Here is a 16,874-nt window from a genome sequence, read left to right on the forward strand (position 1 = left end):
GAATCCTTGTGGGACTGGATATAGTCATACAGATTCTCCTTGCCTTTAGGCTCTAGATCTAGAGTACCATTCTCATCGAACACAGGACCATAGAGGACTTTTTCAGGAGTGCCCGGATTAGCGTGAATCCGGGCGTGTGGCTCAAACTGATTAGCAAACTTAGGCATTTTTATCCTCCTCGCAGATAATATTGACAGTGGCATCAGACGGAGCAATCTTAGTGACAATATCAAATACTTCATGGGCCTTACGCATTGTACGATAAGGGCCAAAGGTATGGATACGGCCAAGACTGGCCATGCAGACGGAATAGCTAAACATGCTTCTTACCTCCTAGCAGACAGGTCTTAGCTTCCAGAATCAGGACGGGAAGTTCCTCCGGGATGATATGGCCGGTATCACTATCCCAAGTGCCTAGACGGTACAAAGAGAAGTCCTCGGCATGGGTGAACAGAACGGAATCGGAATTGATAACAGTGCTCTCAAAGGAACGAGCGGCTACGGGGTCATTGGGCTGGATGGTAATGGACTGAAATCCTACCTTCACGTCACGGACGGCATAAATGTTGAACATCATAGTCTAATTCCTCCTCGATAGATTTTGGGGTCAATGTTGATAGCTTTGGCTTGGGATGCGGTTCTACGAAAGTAACGCTTGTCTTTCGCTCGGGGTTGACGTTTACGCATTTTCAAACTCATCCTTTCTCTTACGATTTTTCAAAATAAGGGAAACACATTCACTCGAAGTTATTAACTCCTCACGCCAAAGAACCAAAATAGCATTAAATATTTCATCATGTTTACTCACAACTTAGACCTCCTTAATGTCTTTACAGCCTCTTGTTTTACTTCCTCCTCAGTATCCAACATGTTCATATAACGCTTGTCGGTCTGGGAGAGCTTACAACGGGATATCTCTTTCGCTAGGTTCTTACGGGCTTCACGGAGCTTCTCTGATAATTCGGGATTGTCTGTCTCTAACAGACGGTTAAAATAACGGGGCGGCCTAAACTTTACACCTCCTTGTCTGGTAGACACGTTTATATAATCGTAGTCATACAAACTGTCTAAATTGCTGTCATAGTAGCCTCTACCAATACCGGGTTTTCGTGACATTAAACTAAAAGGTGGCTCAATGTTGTGTTCTTTGTAGAAACTAGCTACCTCACCAGTTAGCTTTTTCGTAACATATCGGGCCACATATGCGCAGGTTTCCCAAGAAACATTGGCTACTAGGACAAATCCTCGGGATGTGAGGGGAGTTATACAGGGCTAAGTGTCCCTAAAAGTCCTCAAAACCTCAAAAATGCGGGGGATTTTCAAGAAATCACCCCGAAAAAATTTAAGGAGGAATCCCGAATGAGAAACCTGAAGCGGGCTCTTAGCCTGGCTCTGGCTTCCGTCATGGTCATGGGCCTGATGGTAGTCGGTTCCGGCGCGAGCTACGTCGATGTGTCTTCCGAAAACAACGTGGAAGCCATCGAAGTTCTCCAGAAAGTCGGTGTCATGACCGGCGACGAGAACGGCAAGTTCAACCCCGACGCCAACGTCACCCGCAACGAGATGGCCGTCATCATGTCCAACATGCTGGACTACAAGGTGTCCAACTACGCTGGCACCGCTCCCTTTACCGACGTGCCTTCCTGGGCTGAACCCTATGTGGCCGCCTGCTACACCCACGGCATCATTTCCGGCTACGACGCCAAGACCTTTGGCGGCAGCGACTCCGTCACCGCCGCCCAGGCCGCTCTGATGATGATGAAGGCCCTGGGCTACTTCCAGTATCAGTCCGATTTCGGCGAGGACTGGCAGATGGCCACCATCCGCGAGGCCAACAAGATCGACCTGTACAAGGACGTGAACGCCACCGCTGTGGCCCCCATGACCCGCAACGATGTTGCCCAGCTGGCTCTGAACACCCTGAAGTCCTATCAGGTTGAGGCTGACAACGACACCATCAATGTCAATGGCAACGGCGTGTCCGTCAGCGGCGGCAGCGTCAAGTACTATCAGCTGGTCAGCAATGACAAGATGTACAAGGCCATTGACGACCGCACCGGCCTGAGCATGTCCAACGTTTCCGGCTACACCAAGGAGCTGGGCGAGGACCTGTATGACGGCGACCTGGAGTGCAAGGACGAGACCGACGATTTCGGCCGCCCCGCCACCACCTGGAGCTACAAGAGCTCTACCATCGGCACCTACTCCGACTCTGCCGACCAGACCTGGACTGGCAAGGTCAGCGAGAAGGACCTGTACACTGCCGCTGGTTCCGCCGCCTATGACAACTACAAGTGGACTGTGTACCGCAACGGCGAGATCGTTGAGGACATGGACCGCGTAAACGGCAAGGACGTTCTGGACTATGGCAAGACCAGCAGCGAGCGTTGGCAGGAGACTGGCAACGGCGTGCTGACCGAGCTGTATGTGGACTCCACTGAGGAAGATGTCGTTGTGACCATCATCGACACCTTCGTGGCTGAGGTCACCAAGGTGGAGGACAATGGCGACGACTACACCGTGACCATTTCCTACAAGAGCGATAAGCCCTCCAAGGCCGAGAACGAGTTTGACACCGATCAGAAGTTCTCCAAGGAGGACATCGTGGTCCTGACCATCGGCGGAACTGAGATTCAGTCCATGGCCAAGGCCGAGATCGTTGAGGGCACCGTCAGCTCCGTCAAGGACAACGACTATGTGAAGCTGGACGGCACCACCTACAACTACAACCGCGCTTACTGCACCACCGTGATCAATTCCGCTAAGGGCCTGGTCAACCTGGACGACGGTGACAACTTCACCAACCCTGACATCGACAACGAGGTCGTTCTGTACCTGGATACCTACGGCAACGCCGTGGCCATCGAGGGCGCTGAGGACTCCGTGGACGACTACCTGTTCGTCACTGGCGTTGACTCCGCCTATGGCGACGTGTCCGCCAAGGTCGTCTTCGCTGACGGCACTGAGGAGAAGATCGACATCGACGAAATTGACGGTGTCGACGCCTACTTCACCAGCGATTCCAGCAAGCGCGTCCCCACTGTCGGCCACATCTACAAGTGGAACCAGAGCGGCAGCGAGTACGACCTGGAATCCGCCTCTTATGCTAACTTCGAGCAGATCCTGTTTGATGCCTCCAATGGTAAGGGCAAGGTGGAGCGCGACAACGCCTCCGTGTATCGTGGCAGCGACCGTATCGGCACCGCTGACAGCGACACCGTGTTCATCAACACCGACGACGACAAGGTGTGGACTGGCTATAAGAACGTCTCCAGCCAGGAGGACATCGTGGGTGCCGCTGTGAAGGATGACGGCGTGATCACCATCCTGTTCATGTCCAGCTCCAGCGGCTCCTCCGCCGAGGACGACGACTTCGTCTTCATCAGCGGCACCGATCCTGAGGTCGTCAACGACAACGGCGACAAGCTGTACCAGTACAACAGCGCCTACATCAACGGCGAGAAGGTCGAGGGCGGCTTCATTGTTTCCAGCAGCTCCGCTAAGGACGACATTGTCACCAAGGGCCTGTACCAGGTCACCAAGCGTGACAACGACGATCACGCCACCGAGGTAAAGCTGGTCGTGGACGCCACTGCCGACAAGAAGGGCGACTACGAGAGCGGCGCTCTGGAGGCCTTTGAGTCCTATGCCACCTACGCCAAGAAGGACATCCTGTCCCTGAATAGCGGCAAGGGCAACCTGACCGCTGGCAGCCAGTCTGACTTCAGCTATAACAACGACACCACCTTCGTGGTCGTGGAGCTGAAGAAGGACAACACCGACGTGGACTCCGTCTATGTGGGCGGTGTCAGCGACATCGAGACCGACGCGGAAGGCCTGACCGGCGTGTTCGTGGTCACCGTTGAGGATGACGGCGACGATACTCCTATGGCCGAGGTCGTTCTGGTCATCGTGCCCGACGAGGACACCGTGATTGATAAGGACGACAACAACAACGGCGATTACGAGGTCGTTTCTCTCGCTAGCAAGAAGATTGAGCTCACCGTTGATAAGAATGGCGAGTTCACTCTGAAGAATGTCAAGGTCCAGAAGGGCGGCGAGAACTACGAGAATCTGGGCGATGTCACCCTGTCCGCCAAGATCGAGCTCTACAACAAGGGCTGGGATGAGCTGGAGACTGTGGAAGAGGTCTTCACCGCTGAGAAGTCTGTTGTCGCTGACTCCAACGGCATCAACTTCAGCAGCGACCTGCTGTCCTCCGGCGATAAGATCCGTGTCACCCTGACTCTGAGCAACAAGACCATCGGTGATATCGAGTTCTTCACCGGCTCCATGACCGTTCCTGAGGCCTAAGAATTCTATTCTTTAGAACTCTAGAGCGATTGGACACCTAAACTGAAAGCACCCCCGGTATTTCCGGGGGTGCTTTTCCTCTTATCCCAAGGCCAAATAGTGAAATACAGTATTTTTTTCATTCGAGGCATAGTAATCGCCGTTCGAACTTTTGTGTACCACCCGGAAGCCCCCCGCCTCCAAGGTGACCAAAGCGGTCTCTCCAGCGGTTGCCGGATTCCCAGTTACCGCCAGTCCTCCGTAATAGTAAGCAGCCAGATTGGCGCCGCTGGCGTAGGTCCTGCCCTGCTTGTCACACAGATAGACCGCCTTAGGTGAGAATGGAAGGGAGATCAGCCGGCTGGCCGCTCCGTCCCCCGTATAAGCCCCCGCCGCGATCTGTACTAAATTGCTCCGCATCTCCTCCAGGTCGGTACTGTCCGCCTTTTGAGACACTAGGCTTTGAAGGGCGGTCAGCGCCTCCTGGTCCGCCTTTTCCTGGAGCGCCTGGTCTATCTTCTGATTGTCCTCATTGAACTCTGTGCGGAGCACCTTATCCTCCGCCTCCCATTGGTTAAGCTGGTAGTGTTGGGTCTTGTTGGTTGACATGATGGTTCCTCCTTTAATGAGTAAGGTTAAGGGTGTGGCTTTTGCGGGGTACGCCTTTTTTATACACTTTGACAGGATTGTCTGAAGGGGCCTGTAAAATACGGCACGCCTAGTTGTGATGCCCTGCATGCGCCCCTCTGCCGGTCAGTCGGGCCGGAGCCGCAGCGTGACCCCTTCTATCTAACACAAAAAACCGCCCCGGAGTGGGACGGTTTCATACATTTTTTGGAAATTACAGGATTATTATCTTCAAAAGAGGGCGGGCCCCCTTCCAGGGGGTTCCGCCCTCTCTTATACCTGGTCACAGACCAAGTCCATAGATCCGGTTTGCGTTATGGAAAAACACCTTTTCCCAATGCTCCTCTGGTACAATCCCCTGAATGAAGCGAATATACTCCTCCAAATTGACGATAGGCCAATCCGTACCATACATAATATCATCCCACTGGAGGATAGCGGTAAGCCAGGTCCGGAGAAGGGATACATAGCCTGCCTGCTCCTGAAAATAGTGCGTCAGATTCACCCGCCCCTCCAACAGACCGGACAGGTCCGCGGATACGTTCCGGTTCTTCTCCACCACCGCTGCGGCCGCCTCTAAAAAAGGGTTCCCAAAGTGGCACATGACAAACCGGGTCTTTGGATGGTCGGCGGCGGCTTCATCCAGGGCGAGGGGGTGGCAGTATTTCAGATGGGCCCGGGAAAACGAGGTCAGCCCCATATGGACGGCCACAGGCTTGTCATAGCGGGCCGCCAGGGCGTAGACAGGCTCATAGACAGGGTCGGTGAGCCAGACCTTATTATAGCCCGGATAGAGCTTCACCCCGCAGCAGTTATCCCGCTTCAAGTTCTCCTCCACACGGTCAGCCAGATCCGGGATGAGCCGCTTTCCACCCTCCAGCAGGGAGCTGTCCAGCCCGATACAGTAGTGGAACAGATCAGCCGGATAGGCATGGTAGACCGGGTCCAAGCTCCGGTTGCCCATGACCACTCCATGTACCATCTCCAGTTCCCCATAGACATCCCGCAGGTGGTCCACCGAGTTGATATGTCCCACTCCCTGGGCCATGGCGTTAGTTCGCTCATCGGGTGGAAAGAGATGGAGGTGGGCATCAATGATTTTCATAGGAAGGCGCTCCTTTGGCACGTTTTTTTCTATTATAGCAGATAGCGCGGGTCAAAAAAAGGGGGCTGGCTGCTTTTCCCCGCCGGATGCGCCCGCCTGGTTTTCCGCCGCCGTCGACGCAAAAGCCCCCTGGCATATGCCAGGGGGCTTGCAAATGTCTATCACACCAGCTGGATAATCGCCATCTCGGCGGCGTCGCCGCGGCGGGGGCCGATGCGGACGACGCGGGTGTAACCACCGTTACGCTCGGCATACTTGGGGCCGATCTCCTTAAACAGCTTGTTGGCCACATCCTCCTTCGTGATGTAGGACAGGGCCTGGCGGTAGGAGGCCAGGGTGTTGTCCTTGGCCAGGGTGATCATCTTCTCGGCCACGGGAGCCACTTCCTTGGCACGGGTGACAGTGGTCTTGATCTGGCCGTTCTCCAGCAGGTAGGTGACCATGGCGCGCAGCATAGCGCGGCGCTGATCGCTGGTGCGGCCCAGCTTGCGGTTCTTCTGAGACATGAGAAACACTCCTCCGACCTCGCGTGGCGAGATCTCCATAAATTCGTTCATTCGGCCACTAGGGCCGGGACACCCCGCTGAGGGGACAGGAACCCCGCACCCGGACAGGAACGTTACTTACTTCCGGGCTGTCCTTTGAAGTATCGCGAAGTACGATACTCCTTCTTTTGTCTGAGGATTCGGCGCTTCTTAGTTATTTTCCTCGCTGGCCAAGGACAGGCCCATCATCGCCAGCTTGTTAATAACCTCTTCCAGGGACTTACGGCCCAGGTTCCGAACCTTCATCATCTCTTCCTCTGTCTTGGAGATCAGGTCCTCCACCGTATTGATGTTGGCCCGCTTCAAGCAGTTATAGGAGCGGACAGACAGATCCATGTCATCGATGGTCATCTCCATCACCTTATCCCGCTGGGTCTCCGCCTTCTCCACCACCGTAGACTTGTTACCCATGGTCTCGGACAGGTCGGTGAACAGCGTGAAGTGGTCGCACAGGATGCGCGCCCCCAGGGAAACAGCGTCCCGAGCATCGATGGTGCCGTTGGTCCACACCTCCAGCGTCAGCTTGTCATAGTCCGTGGCATCGCCCACACGGGTGTTCTCCACGGTGTAATTGACCTTACGGACGGGGGTATAGATGGAGTCTACGGGGATGGTCCCGATAATGGACTGGGCCGGCTTGTTCTTGTCGGCGGAAACATAGCCACGGCCGTGGGCCAGGGTCAGTTCCATCGACAGGGTGGCGTCAGGTCCCAGGGTTGCGATATGGAGATCAGGATTCAGGATCTCCACATCAGCGTCCGCTTTGATGTCACCGGCGGTGACCTTGCACTCCCCGGCGGCCTCGATGTGGACGGTTTTCACTCCCTCGCAGTACAGCTTGGCGATGATCCCCTTCACGTTCAGGACGATCTCGGTCACGTCCTCCTTGATGCCGGGGATAGTGGTAAACTCGTGCTGGACACCGGCGATCTTGATGGAGGTCACCGCGGTACCAGGCAGAGAGGACAGCAGGATCCGACGCAGGGAGTTGCCCAAGGTGGTGCCATAACCCCGCTCAAGGGGTTCCACAACGTACTTGCCGTAGGAGGCGTCGCCGGGATTCTCCACACATTCGATGCGGGGCTTTTCGATTTCTACCATATGCTAGGATACCCTCCTTTTCTCGGCGGTGTACTTGCCACCGCCTGATTCAGCTCACCAATATCTGAGGGTTGTCTAAGTCTGGTCTTTTGCCAGGTCTCTCCAGCTCGTCTGGAGAGACCCGCAAAAATAGATTACTTAGAATACAGCTCGACGATGAGGTGTTCTTCCACGGGGAAGTCGATGTCGTCCCGGGCGGGCATGGCAGCGACAGTACCCTGGAGGGTATTCTTGTCACGGGTCAGCCACTTGGGCAGAGTGACCATAGGGGCATCCTCACCCAGCAGGCCCTTAAACTTGACGGAGGAGCGGCTCTTCTCCCGAACCTCGATCACGTCGCCCACCTTCACCAGGTAGGAGGGGATGTCCACCCGCTGGCCGTTGACAGTGAAGTGGCCATGGGTAGTCAGCTGGCGGGCCTCGCGGCGGGTCTTAGCAAAGCCAAGACGGTACACCACGTTGTCCAGACGGCGCTCAATGAGGGTCAGCAGGTTCTCACCGGTCTTACCCTGCATACGAGAGGCCTTCTCATAGTACATATGGAACTGTTTTTCCATAATGCCATAGACAAACTTGACCTTCTGCTTCTCGGTCAGCTGCAGGGCATACTCGGACTTCTTCTTCCGCATATTCCCGCCGGGATTGCGATTGGTAGTCTTTTTGGCATAGCCCATAGCGGCAGGGGACAGGTTCAGAGCCTTGCACCGTTTAGCGATGGGCTGCATATTTCTAGCCATGTGTCATAACCTCCTTCTCTGATCAGACGCGGCGGCGCTTGGGCGGGCGGCAGCCGTTATGGGGAACCGGGGTCACATCCTTGATCATGGTGACCTCCAGGCCCACGGCCTGCAGCGCGCGGATAGCGGCCTCACGGCCGGCGCCGGGGCCCTTCACGAAGACCTCGACGGATTTCAGGCCGTATTCCATCGCAGCCTTTGCAGCCGTTTCGGCGGCAGTCTGAGCGGCGAAGGGGGTGGACTTACGGGATCCACGGAAACCCAGACCGCCGGAGGAGGCCCAGGACAGGGCGTTGCCCTGCGCGTCAGTGACGGTGACCATGGTATTGTTGAAGGAGGAGCGGATATGCACCTGGCCCTTCTCCACGATCTTGCGTTCGCGGCGCTTACGCACCACTTTCTTACCCTTGGTATTAGCAGCCATTGTATATCCCTCCCTTACTTCTTCTTATTGGCTACGGTACGCTTGGGACCCTTACGGGTACGGGCGTTGGTCTTGGAACGCTGGCCGCGGACAGGCAGCCCCTTGCGGTGGCGGATGCCCCGGTAGCAGCCGATTTCAGTCAGCCGCTTAATGTCCATCGCCACGTTGCGGCGCAGGTCGCCCTCGACCGTATACTCATGACCGATAACCTCGCGCAGCTTGGCCTCATCCTCCTCGGTGAGGTCCTTCACACGGGTATCGGGGTTAATCCCGGCCTGGGCCAGGATCTTGTTGGCGCTGGTGCGCCCAATGCCGTAGATATAAGTGAGGCCGATCTCGATTCTTTTCTCTCTCGGCAGGTCAATACCGGCAATACGAGCCATTTTTTACAGCACCTCCAATTAACCTTGTCTTTGCTTATGCTTGGGGTTTTCGCAAATAACCATGACTTTGCCCTTGCGCTTAATGACTTTGCACTTCTCGCACATGGGCTTCACGGACGGTCTGACTTTCATTGTTAAAACCTCCTATGAATGCCTTGATGGCCCCTCCTCGTCGAAACAAGCTCCGTATCCTTCGCCCCCACACGTGTGTGAGGGCTCAGTTACTCCGCTGTTTCTCCTCTCCAAATGCGACCCGCTTCGCTGGGCTCGCATTTGGGAGCGGCCTTGCGGCCGCTTGTCCCCGCGGGGGGACGGGAGTCTGGGCGGACCCCGGAAGGCAAGGCTTCCGGAGAAAGCCGGACGATTCGGTCGTTGATAGTTACTTAGATCTCCAGGTAATACGGCCTCGGGTGAGGTCGTAAGGCGACATCTGGACCGTCACCTTATCGCCGGGCAGGATACGGATGAAATTCATACGCAGCTTGCCCGAAATATGTGCCAGGATGATGTGTCCGTTTCCAATATCCACATGGAAGGTGGTATTGGGCAGGGATTCGGTAACGACTCCCTCCAGCTCGATCATATCATCTTTCGCCAAGCGTGTTTCCCTCCTTGAAGGCGGCCAGCGCCCTTCTCAATGCTCTGTCGGACAGCGGTGTCCCGCGTTTCAGCCCTTGGATGGTCGGGTGGTCAAATGGATGCTCCATATCAGTGAGAGGGAGCACATGGCCCAGCTTTTTGACCTTGGGATTGGCGACCTTACGGCGCTTTCCATCGGCCAGCAGCAACATGGACCGCTCCTGGTCCACTCCCACCACACAGAACACTCCGCCCTTGTCCCGGCCAGCGGCGGCCTCTACGATCCAGCCCGTATAATCATACATAGGCTCCATCCTCTGTGACGGTCAGGATCTCAGGGCCCTCTTCTGTGATCAGGATACTGTTCTCATAGTGGGCTGTCAGGGACCCATCCAGAGAGACGGTGGTCCATTTGTCTGACAGCACCTTCACCCGCCAGTCTCCGGCGCATACCATAGGCTCTACCGCCAGGGTCATGCCAGGCTGAAGCCGGGGACCGTGGCCGGCAGGTCCGAAGTTGCGTACCTCCGGGGGCTCATGGAGTCTGGCGCCCACGCCATGTCCCACAAAATCCCGGACGACGGAAAAGCCGTTGGCCTCTACATACACCTGGACCGCGTGGCCGATGTCAGAGACCCGGCAACCCTGGCGGGCAAATTTCATGCCCTCCCAGAAGCTCTGCTGGGTGACCTGAATCAGGCGCTTGGCCTCGTCGCTCACCTGCCCGCATGGGTAGGTGGCGGCGCAGTCACCATGGAAGCCGCCGATAAAGGCGCCCACATCTACGCTGACGATGTCGCCCTCCTTCAGCTTTCGGGGCCCAGGGATGCCGTGGATAACCTCCTCGTTCACCGAGATACAAGCGGAGCCGGGAAAACCGCCGTATCCCAGGAAGGAGGGCTTGGCCCCATGGCTCTCGATAAAGCGGCGGACCGCTGTATCGATCTCATGGGTCGTGACTCCGGGTCTGATCATAGAGCCAGCCAGAGCCCGGGCCTGGGCGGTAAGGCGCCCAGCCCGGCGCATGGCCTCGATCTCTCGGGGAGATTTTAGTGAAATCATTTCCAAACCCATCAGATACTCAGGGCCTCCATGATCGCTTTGGTGGTATCCTCAATGGTAGACTGATTATCTACGGGGGTCAGGATACCCTTCTCCTCATAGTAGCCCTTCAGGGGCTCGGTCTCAGCGTGGTAGACCTCCAGCCGGTGGCGCACAGTCTCCGGCTTGTCGTCCTCCCGCTGTACCAGGGGTCCGCCACAGGTGTCGCACACACCTTCCACTTTAGGGGGCTTGGCCTTCACATGGTAGGGCGCGCCGCAGTTCTGGCAGACCCGGCGGCCGGTCATGCGTTCTTCGATCTCCCCATCGGAGATCTCGATGGACACCACATGGTCAAAGGTCACACCTGCCTGGGCCAAAGCCTGGGCCTGGCCAATGGTGCGGGGCACTCCGTCCAGGATGAAGCCCCCGGAGCAGTCAGGCTGCTCCAACCGCTGGGCAACGATGCCGATGATAACGGAATCGGGGACCAGCTTGCCCGCATCCATATAGGACTTGGCCTCTAAGCCGATGGATGTGCCTTCCTTGATGGCGGCACGCAGAATATTGCCGGTGGAGATGGTCGGGATTCCCAGCTTGGCGCTGAGGATCTCAGCCTGAGTTCCTTTGCCGGCGCCCGGAGCGCCCAGCAGGATCAGCTTCATTCCCATATCTCCAACCTCCCGCTTATTCAAGGAAACCCTTGTAATGCCGCATCAGCATCTGGGCTTCCAGCTGCTTGACGGTCTCCAGGGCCACGCCCACCACGATGATGACTGAGGTGCCGCCGATCGCCAGAGAACTATAGCCCACGATATTTCCAGTGATAATGGGGGCGATGGCAATGACAGACAGATACAGAGCGCCAAACATAGTGATCTTGGACAACACCCGGGTGATGAAGTCGGCAGTTGGCTTACCGGGCCGGATGCCGGGGATGAAGCCTCCGTTCTTCTTCAGGTTATTGGACACCTCAATGGGGTTGAAGGTCATGCTGGCGTAGAAGTAGCTGAAGCCAACGATCAGGAAGAAATACAGCACGGAGTAGAAGGGTTTGCTGGTGTCGAACAGCCGCATCATGGCTCCGCCAAAGCCAGCGCTCTCCACGGTAGCCCCGGTAAAGGCGCCGATGGTGGCGGGCAGGGAGGCGATGGACTGGGCAAAGATGATAGGCATGACGCCGGACATATTCACCTTCATGGGGATATGGGTGGACTGGCCGCCATACATCTTCCGGCCAACTACCCGCTTGGCATACTGGACAGGCAGGCGGCGCTCGGCGTTGGAGATGAACACGATGAACACCACCAGAGCCAGCAGGCCGATAACGATGACCGGGATCATCCAAGGAGCCAGGGCCAGTTTCAGCTGGGCCTCAGCCTGCTGAGTGGTCATGCCGGCCGCGGTCAGCGTATCCATGGTCATAGTGCCGTCCTGGACGCTGTTCCAGATGGTTACACCCTTTATGCTGTCAGTCACCATGGTGGGGAAGCGGGACACGATGCCGGCGAACAGGATGATGGAGATACCATTTCCAATGCCGAACTCAGTGATCTGCTCACCCAGCCACATCAGGAAGGCGGAGCCGGCGGTAAAGGAGAGGACGATGACCGCTCCAACCCAGAAAGCGTTCAGGCTGCCGCCCTGGACCAGACCATAGCTGTTGATCAGGGAGTAATAACCAAAACCTTGTAGCAGTGCGATGGCCACGGTGGTATAACGGGTGATAGAGGCGATCTTCTTCCGGCCCTCCTCGCCGCCCTCCTTAGCCAACCGCTCCAAAGCAGGAATGGCCACCGTCAGCAGCTGGATGATAATGGAGCTGTTGATATAGGGCTGGATGGACAGGGCAAAGACCGTCGCCATAGAGAAGGCGGAGCCGCTCATGGCGTTCATCAGGCCCAGAATCGTACCGCTCTGAGCCTCCAGATAGAATCCCAGCTGCTCGGAATTGATATAGGGAACAGGGATAGCCGAACCCAGACGGAAGATAAGCAGGGCAAAGATGGTGAACAGGATCTTCTTCCGCAGCTCAGGGACGGACCATGCGTTACGGATCGTCTGGATCATGTCAGATCACCTCCGCCTTACCACCCGCAGCTTCGATCTTTTCCTTAGCGGAGGCGGAGAAGGCGGAAGCCTGGACGGTCAGCTTCTTAGAAATCTGGCCGTTGCCCAGGATCTTGACGCCGTACTCGCACTTGGAGAGGATACCCTTCTCCAGCAGAGCCTTGGCATCGACCACAGCTCCGTCCTCAAACTTATCGAGGGCAGAGACATTGATGGCCTCCAGGGGTTTCGCAAAGATGTTGTTAAAACCGCGCTTGGGGATACGGCGGCTCAGAGGCATCTGGCCACCCTCAAATCCCACGCGGACGCCGCCGCCGGAGCGGGCCCACTGGCCCTTCTGGCCGCGGCCGCCGGTCTTACCATTGCCGGAGCCGGCGCCCCGGCCCTTGCGGTAGGCCTTGGTGTTGGAGCCGGCGGCGGGGGAAAGTTCATGCAGATTCATGTGTCGCGCCTCCTTTTAGTTTTCCTCGGTGACCTGGAGCAGGTACCCGATGTGGGCGATCTTGCCGCGGGTAGCCGCGTTGTCGGGCTGCACGGTGGTATCGCCGATCTTACGGAGGCCCAGGGCCTCGGCGGTCGCCTGATGCTTGGCGATGCGGCCGTTCAGGCTCTTGACCAGCTTGATGTTCAGATTAGCCATGGTGAACGCCCTCCTTAACCCACGATCTCTTCCACGCTCTTGCCGCGGATACGGGCCACTTCCTCGGGGCTCTTCAGGGACTTGAGGCCCTCGAAGGTCGCGGAGACCACATTCTGCGGGTTGTTGGAGCGCAGGCACTTAGTACGGATATCCTTAATTCCGACAGCCTCCATAACGGCACGGACCGGGCCGCCGGCGATAACGCCGGTACCGGGGGCAGCGGGCTTCATCAGCACGCGGCCGGCGCCGAACTCACCAATCACCTCGTGGGGGATAGTAGTGCCGGACAGGGACACGTTGACCATGTGCTTCTTGGCATCCTCGATGCCCTTGCGGATGGCCTCAGGGACCTCGGCGGCCTTACCGGTGCCGAAGCCTACGCGGCCCTTCTCATCGCCCACCACCATCAGGGCGGCGAACTTCATGACACGACCGCCCTTGACGGTCTTGGACACGCGGTTCAGGGAAACGAGCTTCTCCACGAACTCGCTGGGTTCTCTCTCAAATCTAGCCATTTATCGTTTCCTCCTCCCTTAGAACTGCAAGCCGCCCTCACGGGCGCCCTCGGCCAGAGCCTTCACGCGGCCGTGATAGACATAGCCGCCGCGGTCAAAGACCACGTTCTCGATGCCCTTGGCCTTGGCACGTTCAGCCACAGTGACGCCCACCTGCTTGGCGGCGTCGGTCTTGGTGCCCTCGCAGGCAAAGTCCTTCTCCAGGGAAGACGCAGAAACCAGGGTCTTTCCGCTCACATCGTCAATAATCTGGGCGTAAATATTGGTTTCGCTGCGAAATACGTTCAGCCGGGGACGCTCGGGCGTGCCGGAGATTTTAGCACGCACGCGCTTGTGGCGCTTGATACGCTGAGAACGAGTATCGGGTCTGTTGATCATAGTGGCACACCTCCTTCTTACTTCTTGGCGCCGGTCTTACCAGCCTTGCGGCGGATGACCTCGTCTGTATACTTGATGCCCTTGCCCTTGTAAGGCTCAGGGGGACGCTTCTCTCTCACTTCGGCGGCAAACTGGCCCACCTGCTGCTTGTCGCAGCCGTGGATAATGATCTTGTTGGGGCCGGGGACCTCGATCTCAATGCCGGGGATCTCCTCCACGACCACCTGGTGGGAGTAGCCCAGGTTCATGACCAGCTTGTTGCCCTCCTTGGCCACACGATAGCCGACGCCATTGACGTCCAGCTCCTTCTTGTAGCCCTCGGTGACGCCCACCACCATGTTGTGGATGAGGGTGCGGGTCAGGCCGTGCAGGGCACGGTTTTCCTTGGCGTCATTGGGACGGGTGACGTGCAGTGCGCCCTCTTCCATGGCGATAGCCATGTTGGGGTTAAACTGCTGGGTCAGGGTGCCCTTGGGACCCTTGACAGTGACAACGTTGTTGTCCTCTACCTTGATCTCCACTCCGGCGGGAATGGCGATAGGAGCTCTACCAATTCTAGACATTCCTATGACCCTCCTTACCAGACGAATGCCAGGACTTCGCCGCCGACATGGGCCGCACGAGCGGCCTTATCGGTCATGACGCCCTTGGACGTGGATACGATGGCGATGCCCAGGCCGTGCAGAACACGGGGCAGCTCATCGGCGCCGGCATAGACGCGCAGACCGGGCTTGGACACCCGGCGCAGACCGGAGATGACCTTTTCCTTGCCGGCATTGTACTTCAGAGTGACGCGGATTACGCCCTGAGTGCCGTCGTCGATCAGCTGGAAGTTCTTGATATAGCCCTCATCCAGCAGGATCTGCGCGATGGCCTTCTTCATGTTGGACGCGGGGACGTCCACGGTGTCATGCTTGGCGTTGTTCGCGTTGCGGATGCGGGTCAGCATATCCGCAATGGGATCGGTGATGTGCATGAAGTTTACCTCCTATATAAGTTTACCTTGTCGTGCATTGTTACCCTGGGAGCACACAGCTTTCCTCCATATCAGAACACAATCGTCTGAGCGGACCCTTCTGATTTGTGTCCCTCTCTTTGGTCTCACCGCGCTTTCCAAAGCGACGCAGCACTTCCCGGTACAGACGGCAAGGTATCGAGAATTAGGTGGTTCCCGACCTGTTGACCGTCTTTGCGCCTGGTTGGGGCAGGCGCAGTTATCAATACCACCTGAGGTGGGATCGACCTGGATACCCTGTCCCACTTCCGGACGGAGCGCTTTCGGCGCCGGTCTCCGGTCTTTGATAGGGGACAGGACAAATCCCCGCAGCCGCCAATCTTTTTCTGACTGGCGGTTCCGGGTGCGCACTCCCGACTACGTTGGGAGTTTATTGTGTCATTTCCAAGGGGCGACAACAATTTATTATACTCCATACAGCCTGATATAGCAAGGTTTTTTTGCCTCGCACACACGGGCAGGTGGAGAGATTTACGCCGGAACGGGGAAATTTCCCACGTTCCGGACTGTAAAAACCGCAGATTTTGTCGCGCTTCTCCTAAGAGGGAGGGCGGAGCGCCTTGAAAAAAGGCGCCTTCTTCCTGGAAACGATTTTGTTCGGTGATGGGGGCCGCCGCCGCACTTATTGTACGGCAGGCCGCCCCAACCAAAGCATAACAGAAAGATTACCAGGATGCCTTCTTCACGCCGGGGATTTCGCCCTTATAGGCCAGCTCACGGAAGCAGATACGGCAGATGCCGTAGTCCCGGAGATAGGCGTGGGGACGACCGCACAGCTTGCAGCGGTTGTACTGCCGACTAGAGAACTTGGGCGCACGCTGCTGCTTCAGGATCATAGATTTCTTAGCCATAACTCTTCCTCCTCCTTAGCGGCCGGCAAAGGGAGCGCCCACCAGCTTCAGCAGCTCACGGGCCTCCTCATCGGTCTTAGCGGTGGTACACACCACGATGTCCATGCCGCGGATCTTGTCGATCTTGTCGTACTCGATCTCGGGGAAGATCAGCTGCTCCTTCACGCCCAGGGCGTAGTTGCCGCGGCCGTCGAAGGCGTCGGCGGAGATGCCGCGGAAGTCACGGACACGGGGCAGGGCCACATTGAACAGGCGGTCCAGGAACTCCCACATCTTGTTGCCCCGCAGGGTAACTTTCGCTCCAATGGGCATACCTTCACGGAGCTTGAAGTTGGCCACAGACTTCTTGGCCTTGGTGATAACGGCCTTCTGGCCGGTGATGGTGGTCAGGTCATTGACCACGGCATCCAGCACCTTGGCGTTCTCACGGGCCTCGCTGCAGCCAACGTTGACCACGATCTTCTCCAGGCGGGGGATCTGCATCACGGACTTATAGCCGAACTTCTGCATCAGAGCAGGAGCGACCTCGTCCTGGTACAGCTTCTTCAGGTTAGGGGTATTAGCCATTTC

Annotated in this window: 25 protein-coding genes; 1 reads left to right on the forward strand and 24 read right to left on the reverse strand. The window is 57.1% G+C overall.

What is annotated here, in order from left to right; all coding sequences use genetic code 11:
- Positions 1-159 precede the first annotated feature (159 nt).
- From ACEVJK_RS11645 to ACEVJK_RS11655, 3 genes are all read right to left on the reverse strand, one after another.
- Positions 160-321, reverse strand: a complete 162-nt coding sequence (locus tag ACEVJK_RS11645) for a hypothetical protein (RefSeq protein ID WP_374740653.1) — start codon at positions 319-321, stop codon at positions 160-162.
- Complete coding sequence (locus ACEVJK_RS11650; protein WP_374740655.1) at positions 314-577, reverse strand: phage ORF5 protein; 264 nt, start codon at positions 575-577, stop codon at positions 314-316. The genes ACEVJK_RS11645 and ACEVJK_RS11650 overlap by 8 nt, the downstream gene beginning before the upstream one ends.
- Positions 578-679: 102 nt before the next feature.
- Complete coding sequence (locus ACEVJK_RS11655) at positions 680-808, reverse strand: hypothetical protein (protein ID WP_374740657.1); 129 nt, start codon at positions 806-808, stop codon at positions 680-682.
- 551 nt (positions 809-1,359) lie between these two features.
- Here ACEVJK_RS11655 and ACEVJK_RS11660 point away from each other — a divergent pair.
- Positions 1,360-4,314, forward strand: a complete 2,955-nt coding sequence (locus ACEVJK_RS11660) for an S-layer homology domain-containing protein (RefSeq protein WP_374740659.1) — start codon at positions 1,360-1,362, stop codon at positions 4,312-4,314.
- 81 nt (positions 4,315-4,395) lie between these two features.
- Here the strand turns inward: ACEVJK_RS11660 and ACEVJK_RS11665 are convergent, their stop codons facing one another.
- The 21 genes from ACEVJK_RS11665 to rplE all read right to left on the reverse strand — a co-directional run bounded on the left by ACEVJK_RS11665 (position 4,396) and on the right by rplE (position 16,871).
- Complete coding sequence (locus tag ACEVJK_RS11665) at positions 4,396-4,902, reverse strand: hypothetical protein (RefSeq protein WP_186852896.1); 507 nt, start codon at positions 4,900-4,902, stop codon at positions 4,396-4,398.
- Positions 4,903-5,203: 301 nt separating this feature from the next.
- On the reverse strand, positions 5,204-6,025 hold the full coding sequence (locus ACEVJK_RS11670) for an amidohydrolase family protein (RefSeq protein ID WP_186852897.1): 822 nt from the start codon (positions 6,023-6,025) through the stop codon (positions 5,204-5,206).
- A gap of 161 nt (positions 6,026-6,186) precedes the next feature.
- Positions 6,187-6,531 carry a 50S ribosomal protein L17 gene (rplQ, locus tag ACEVJK_RS11675; protein ID WP_147572401.1) on the reverse strand — a complete coding sequence of 115 codons (345 nt, stop codon included), beginning with the start codon at positions 6,529-6,531 and terminating at the stop codon, positions 6,187-6,189.
- 189 nt (positions 6,532-6,720) lie between these two features.
- Positions 6,721-7,671, reverse strand: a complete 951-nt coding sequence (locus ACEVJK_RS11680; RefSeq protein ID WP_147572402.1) for a DNA-directed RNA polymerase subunit alpha — start codon at positions 7,669-7,671, stop codon at positions 6,721-6,723.
- 134 nt (positions 7,672-7,805) lie between these two features.
- Entirely contained in the window at positions 7,806-8,408 is a 603-nt protein-coding gene (gene rpsD / locus ACEVJK_RS11685) for a 30S ribosomal protein S4 (protein WP_147572403.1), read from the reverse strand.
- Positions 8,409-8,430: 22 nt separating this feature from the next.
- Complete coding sequence (rpsK, locus tag ACEVJK_RS11690; RefSeq protein WP_147572404.1) at positions 8,431-8,832, reverse strand: 30S ribosomal protein S11; 402 nt, start codon at positions 8,830-8,832, stop codon at positions 8,431-8,433.
- Positions 8,833-8,846: 14 nt separating this feature from the next.
- A complete protein-coding gene (gene rpsM / locus ACEVJK_RS11695; RefSeq protein ID WP_147572405.1) occupies positions 8,847-9,215 on the reverse strand; it encodes a 30S ribosomal protein S13 in 369 nt (122 codons plus the stop codon).
- Positions 9,216-9,233: 18 nt separating this feature from the next.
- Positions 9,234-9,347, reverse strand: coding sequence for a 50S ribosomal protein L36 (gene rpmJ / locus ACEVJK_RS11700; protein ID WP_008982609.1), 114 nt, complete (start codon positions 9,345-9,347; stop codon positions 9,234-9,236).
- Between the two features lie 247 nt (positions 9,348-9,594).
- A complete protein-coding gene (gene infA, locus ACEVJK_RS11705) occupies positions 9,595-9,813 on the reverse strand; it encodes a translation initiation factor IF-1 (protein ID WP_020989775.1) in 219 nt (72 codons plus the stop codon).
- Positions 9,800-10,099, reverse strand: coding sequence for a KOW domain-containing RNA-binding protein (locus tag ACEVJK_RS11710; protein ID WP_147572406.1), 300 nt, complete (start codon positions 10,097-10,099; stop codon positions 9,800-9,802). The genes infA and ACEVJK_RS11710 overlap by 14 nt, the downstream gene beginning before the upstream one ends.
- Positions 10,092-10,856, reverse strand: coding sequence for a type I methionyl aminopeptidase (gene map, locus ACEVJK_RS11715; protein WP_147572407.1), 765 nt, complete (start codon positions 10,854-10,856; stop codon positions 10,092-10,094). Before map ends, ACEVJK_RS11710 begins: the two co-directional genes overlap by 8 nt.
- A gap of 11 nt (positions 10,857-10,867) precedes the next feature.
- Positions 10,868-11,500 (reverse strand): adenylate kinase, encoded by a 633-nt coding sequence (locus tag ACEVJK_RS11720; protein ID WP_186852959.1) that lies wholly within the window; start codon positions 11,498-11,500, stop codon positions 10,868-10,870.
- A 22-nt stretch (positions 11,501-11,522) separates the two neighbouring features.
- A complete protein-coding gene (gene secY, locus ACEVJK_RS11725) occupies positions 11,523-12,905 on the reverse strand; it encodes a preprotein translocase subunit SecY (protein WP_374740660.1) in 1,383 nt (460 codons plus the stop codon).
- Between the two features lies 1 nt (position 12,906).
- Positions 12,907-13,347, reverse strand: a complete 441-nt coding sequence (gene rplO / locus ACEVJK_RS11730) for a 50S ribosomal protein L15 (RefSeq protein ID WP_147572409.1) — start codon at positions 13,345-13,347, stop codon at positions 12,907-12,909.
- Between the two features lie 15 nt (positions 13,348-13,362).
- A complete protein-coding gene (rpmD, locus tag ACEVJK_RS11735) occupies positions 13,363-13,545 on the reverse strand; it encodes a 50S ribosomal protein L30 (protein WP_050623215.1) in 183 nt (60 codons plus the stop codon).
- A gap of 14 nt (positions 13,546-13,559) precedes the next feature.
- On the reverse strand, positions 13,560-14,060 hold the full coding sequence (rpsE, locus tag ACEVJK_RS11740) for a 30S ribosomal protein S5 (protein WP_147572410.1): 501 nt from the start codon (positions 14,058-14,060) through the stop codon (positions 13,560-13,562).
- An 18-nt stretch (positions 14,061-14,078) separates the two neighbouring features.
- Positions 14,079-14,438 (reverse strand): 50S ribosomal protein L18, encoded by a 360-nt coding sequence (gene rplR / locus ACEVJK_RS11745; protein WP_147572411.1) that lies wholly within the window; start codon positions 14,436-14,438, stop codon positions 14,079-14,081.
- Between the two features lie 17 nt (positions 14,439-14,455).
- Positions 14,456-15,001, reverse strand: coding sequence for a 50S ribosomal protein L6 (rplF, locus tag ACEVJK_RS11750; protein WP_147572412.1), 546 nt, complete (start codon positions 14,999-15,001; stop codon positions 14,456-14,458).
- Positions 15,002-15,015: 14 nt separating this feature from the next.
- Positions 15,016-15,414, reverse strand: coding sequence for a 30S ribosomal protein S8 (gene rpsH, locus ACEVJK_RS11755; RefSeq protein ID WP_147572413.1), 399 nt, complete (start codon positions 15,412-15,414; stop codon positions 15,016-15,018).
- 704 nt (positions 15,415-16,118) lie between these two features.
- Positions 16,119-16,304 carry a type Z 30S ribosomal protein S14 gene (locus ACEVJK_RS11760; RefSeq protein WP_147572414.1) on the reverse strand — a complete coding sequence of 62 codons (186 nt, stop codon included), beginning with the start codon at positions 16,302-16,304 and terminating at the stop codon, positions 16,119-16,121.
- 15 nt (positions 16,305-16,319) lie between these two features.
- The gene (gene rplE / locus ACEVJK_RS11765) at positions 16,320-16,871 is read right to left on the reverse strand and encodes a 50S ribosomal protein L5 (protein WP_147572415.1); all 552 of its coding nucleotides are present in this window, start codon (positions 16,869-16,871) and stop codon (positions 16,320-16,322) included.
- Positions 16,872-16,874 lie beyond the last annotated feature (3 nt).

Source organism: Flintibacter sp. P01028 (assembly GCF_041925235.1).
GTDB classification, from domain to species: domain Bacteria; phylum Bacillota; class Clostridia; order Oscillospirales; family Oscillospiraceae; genus Lawsonibacter; species Lawsonibacter aceti.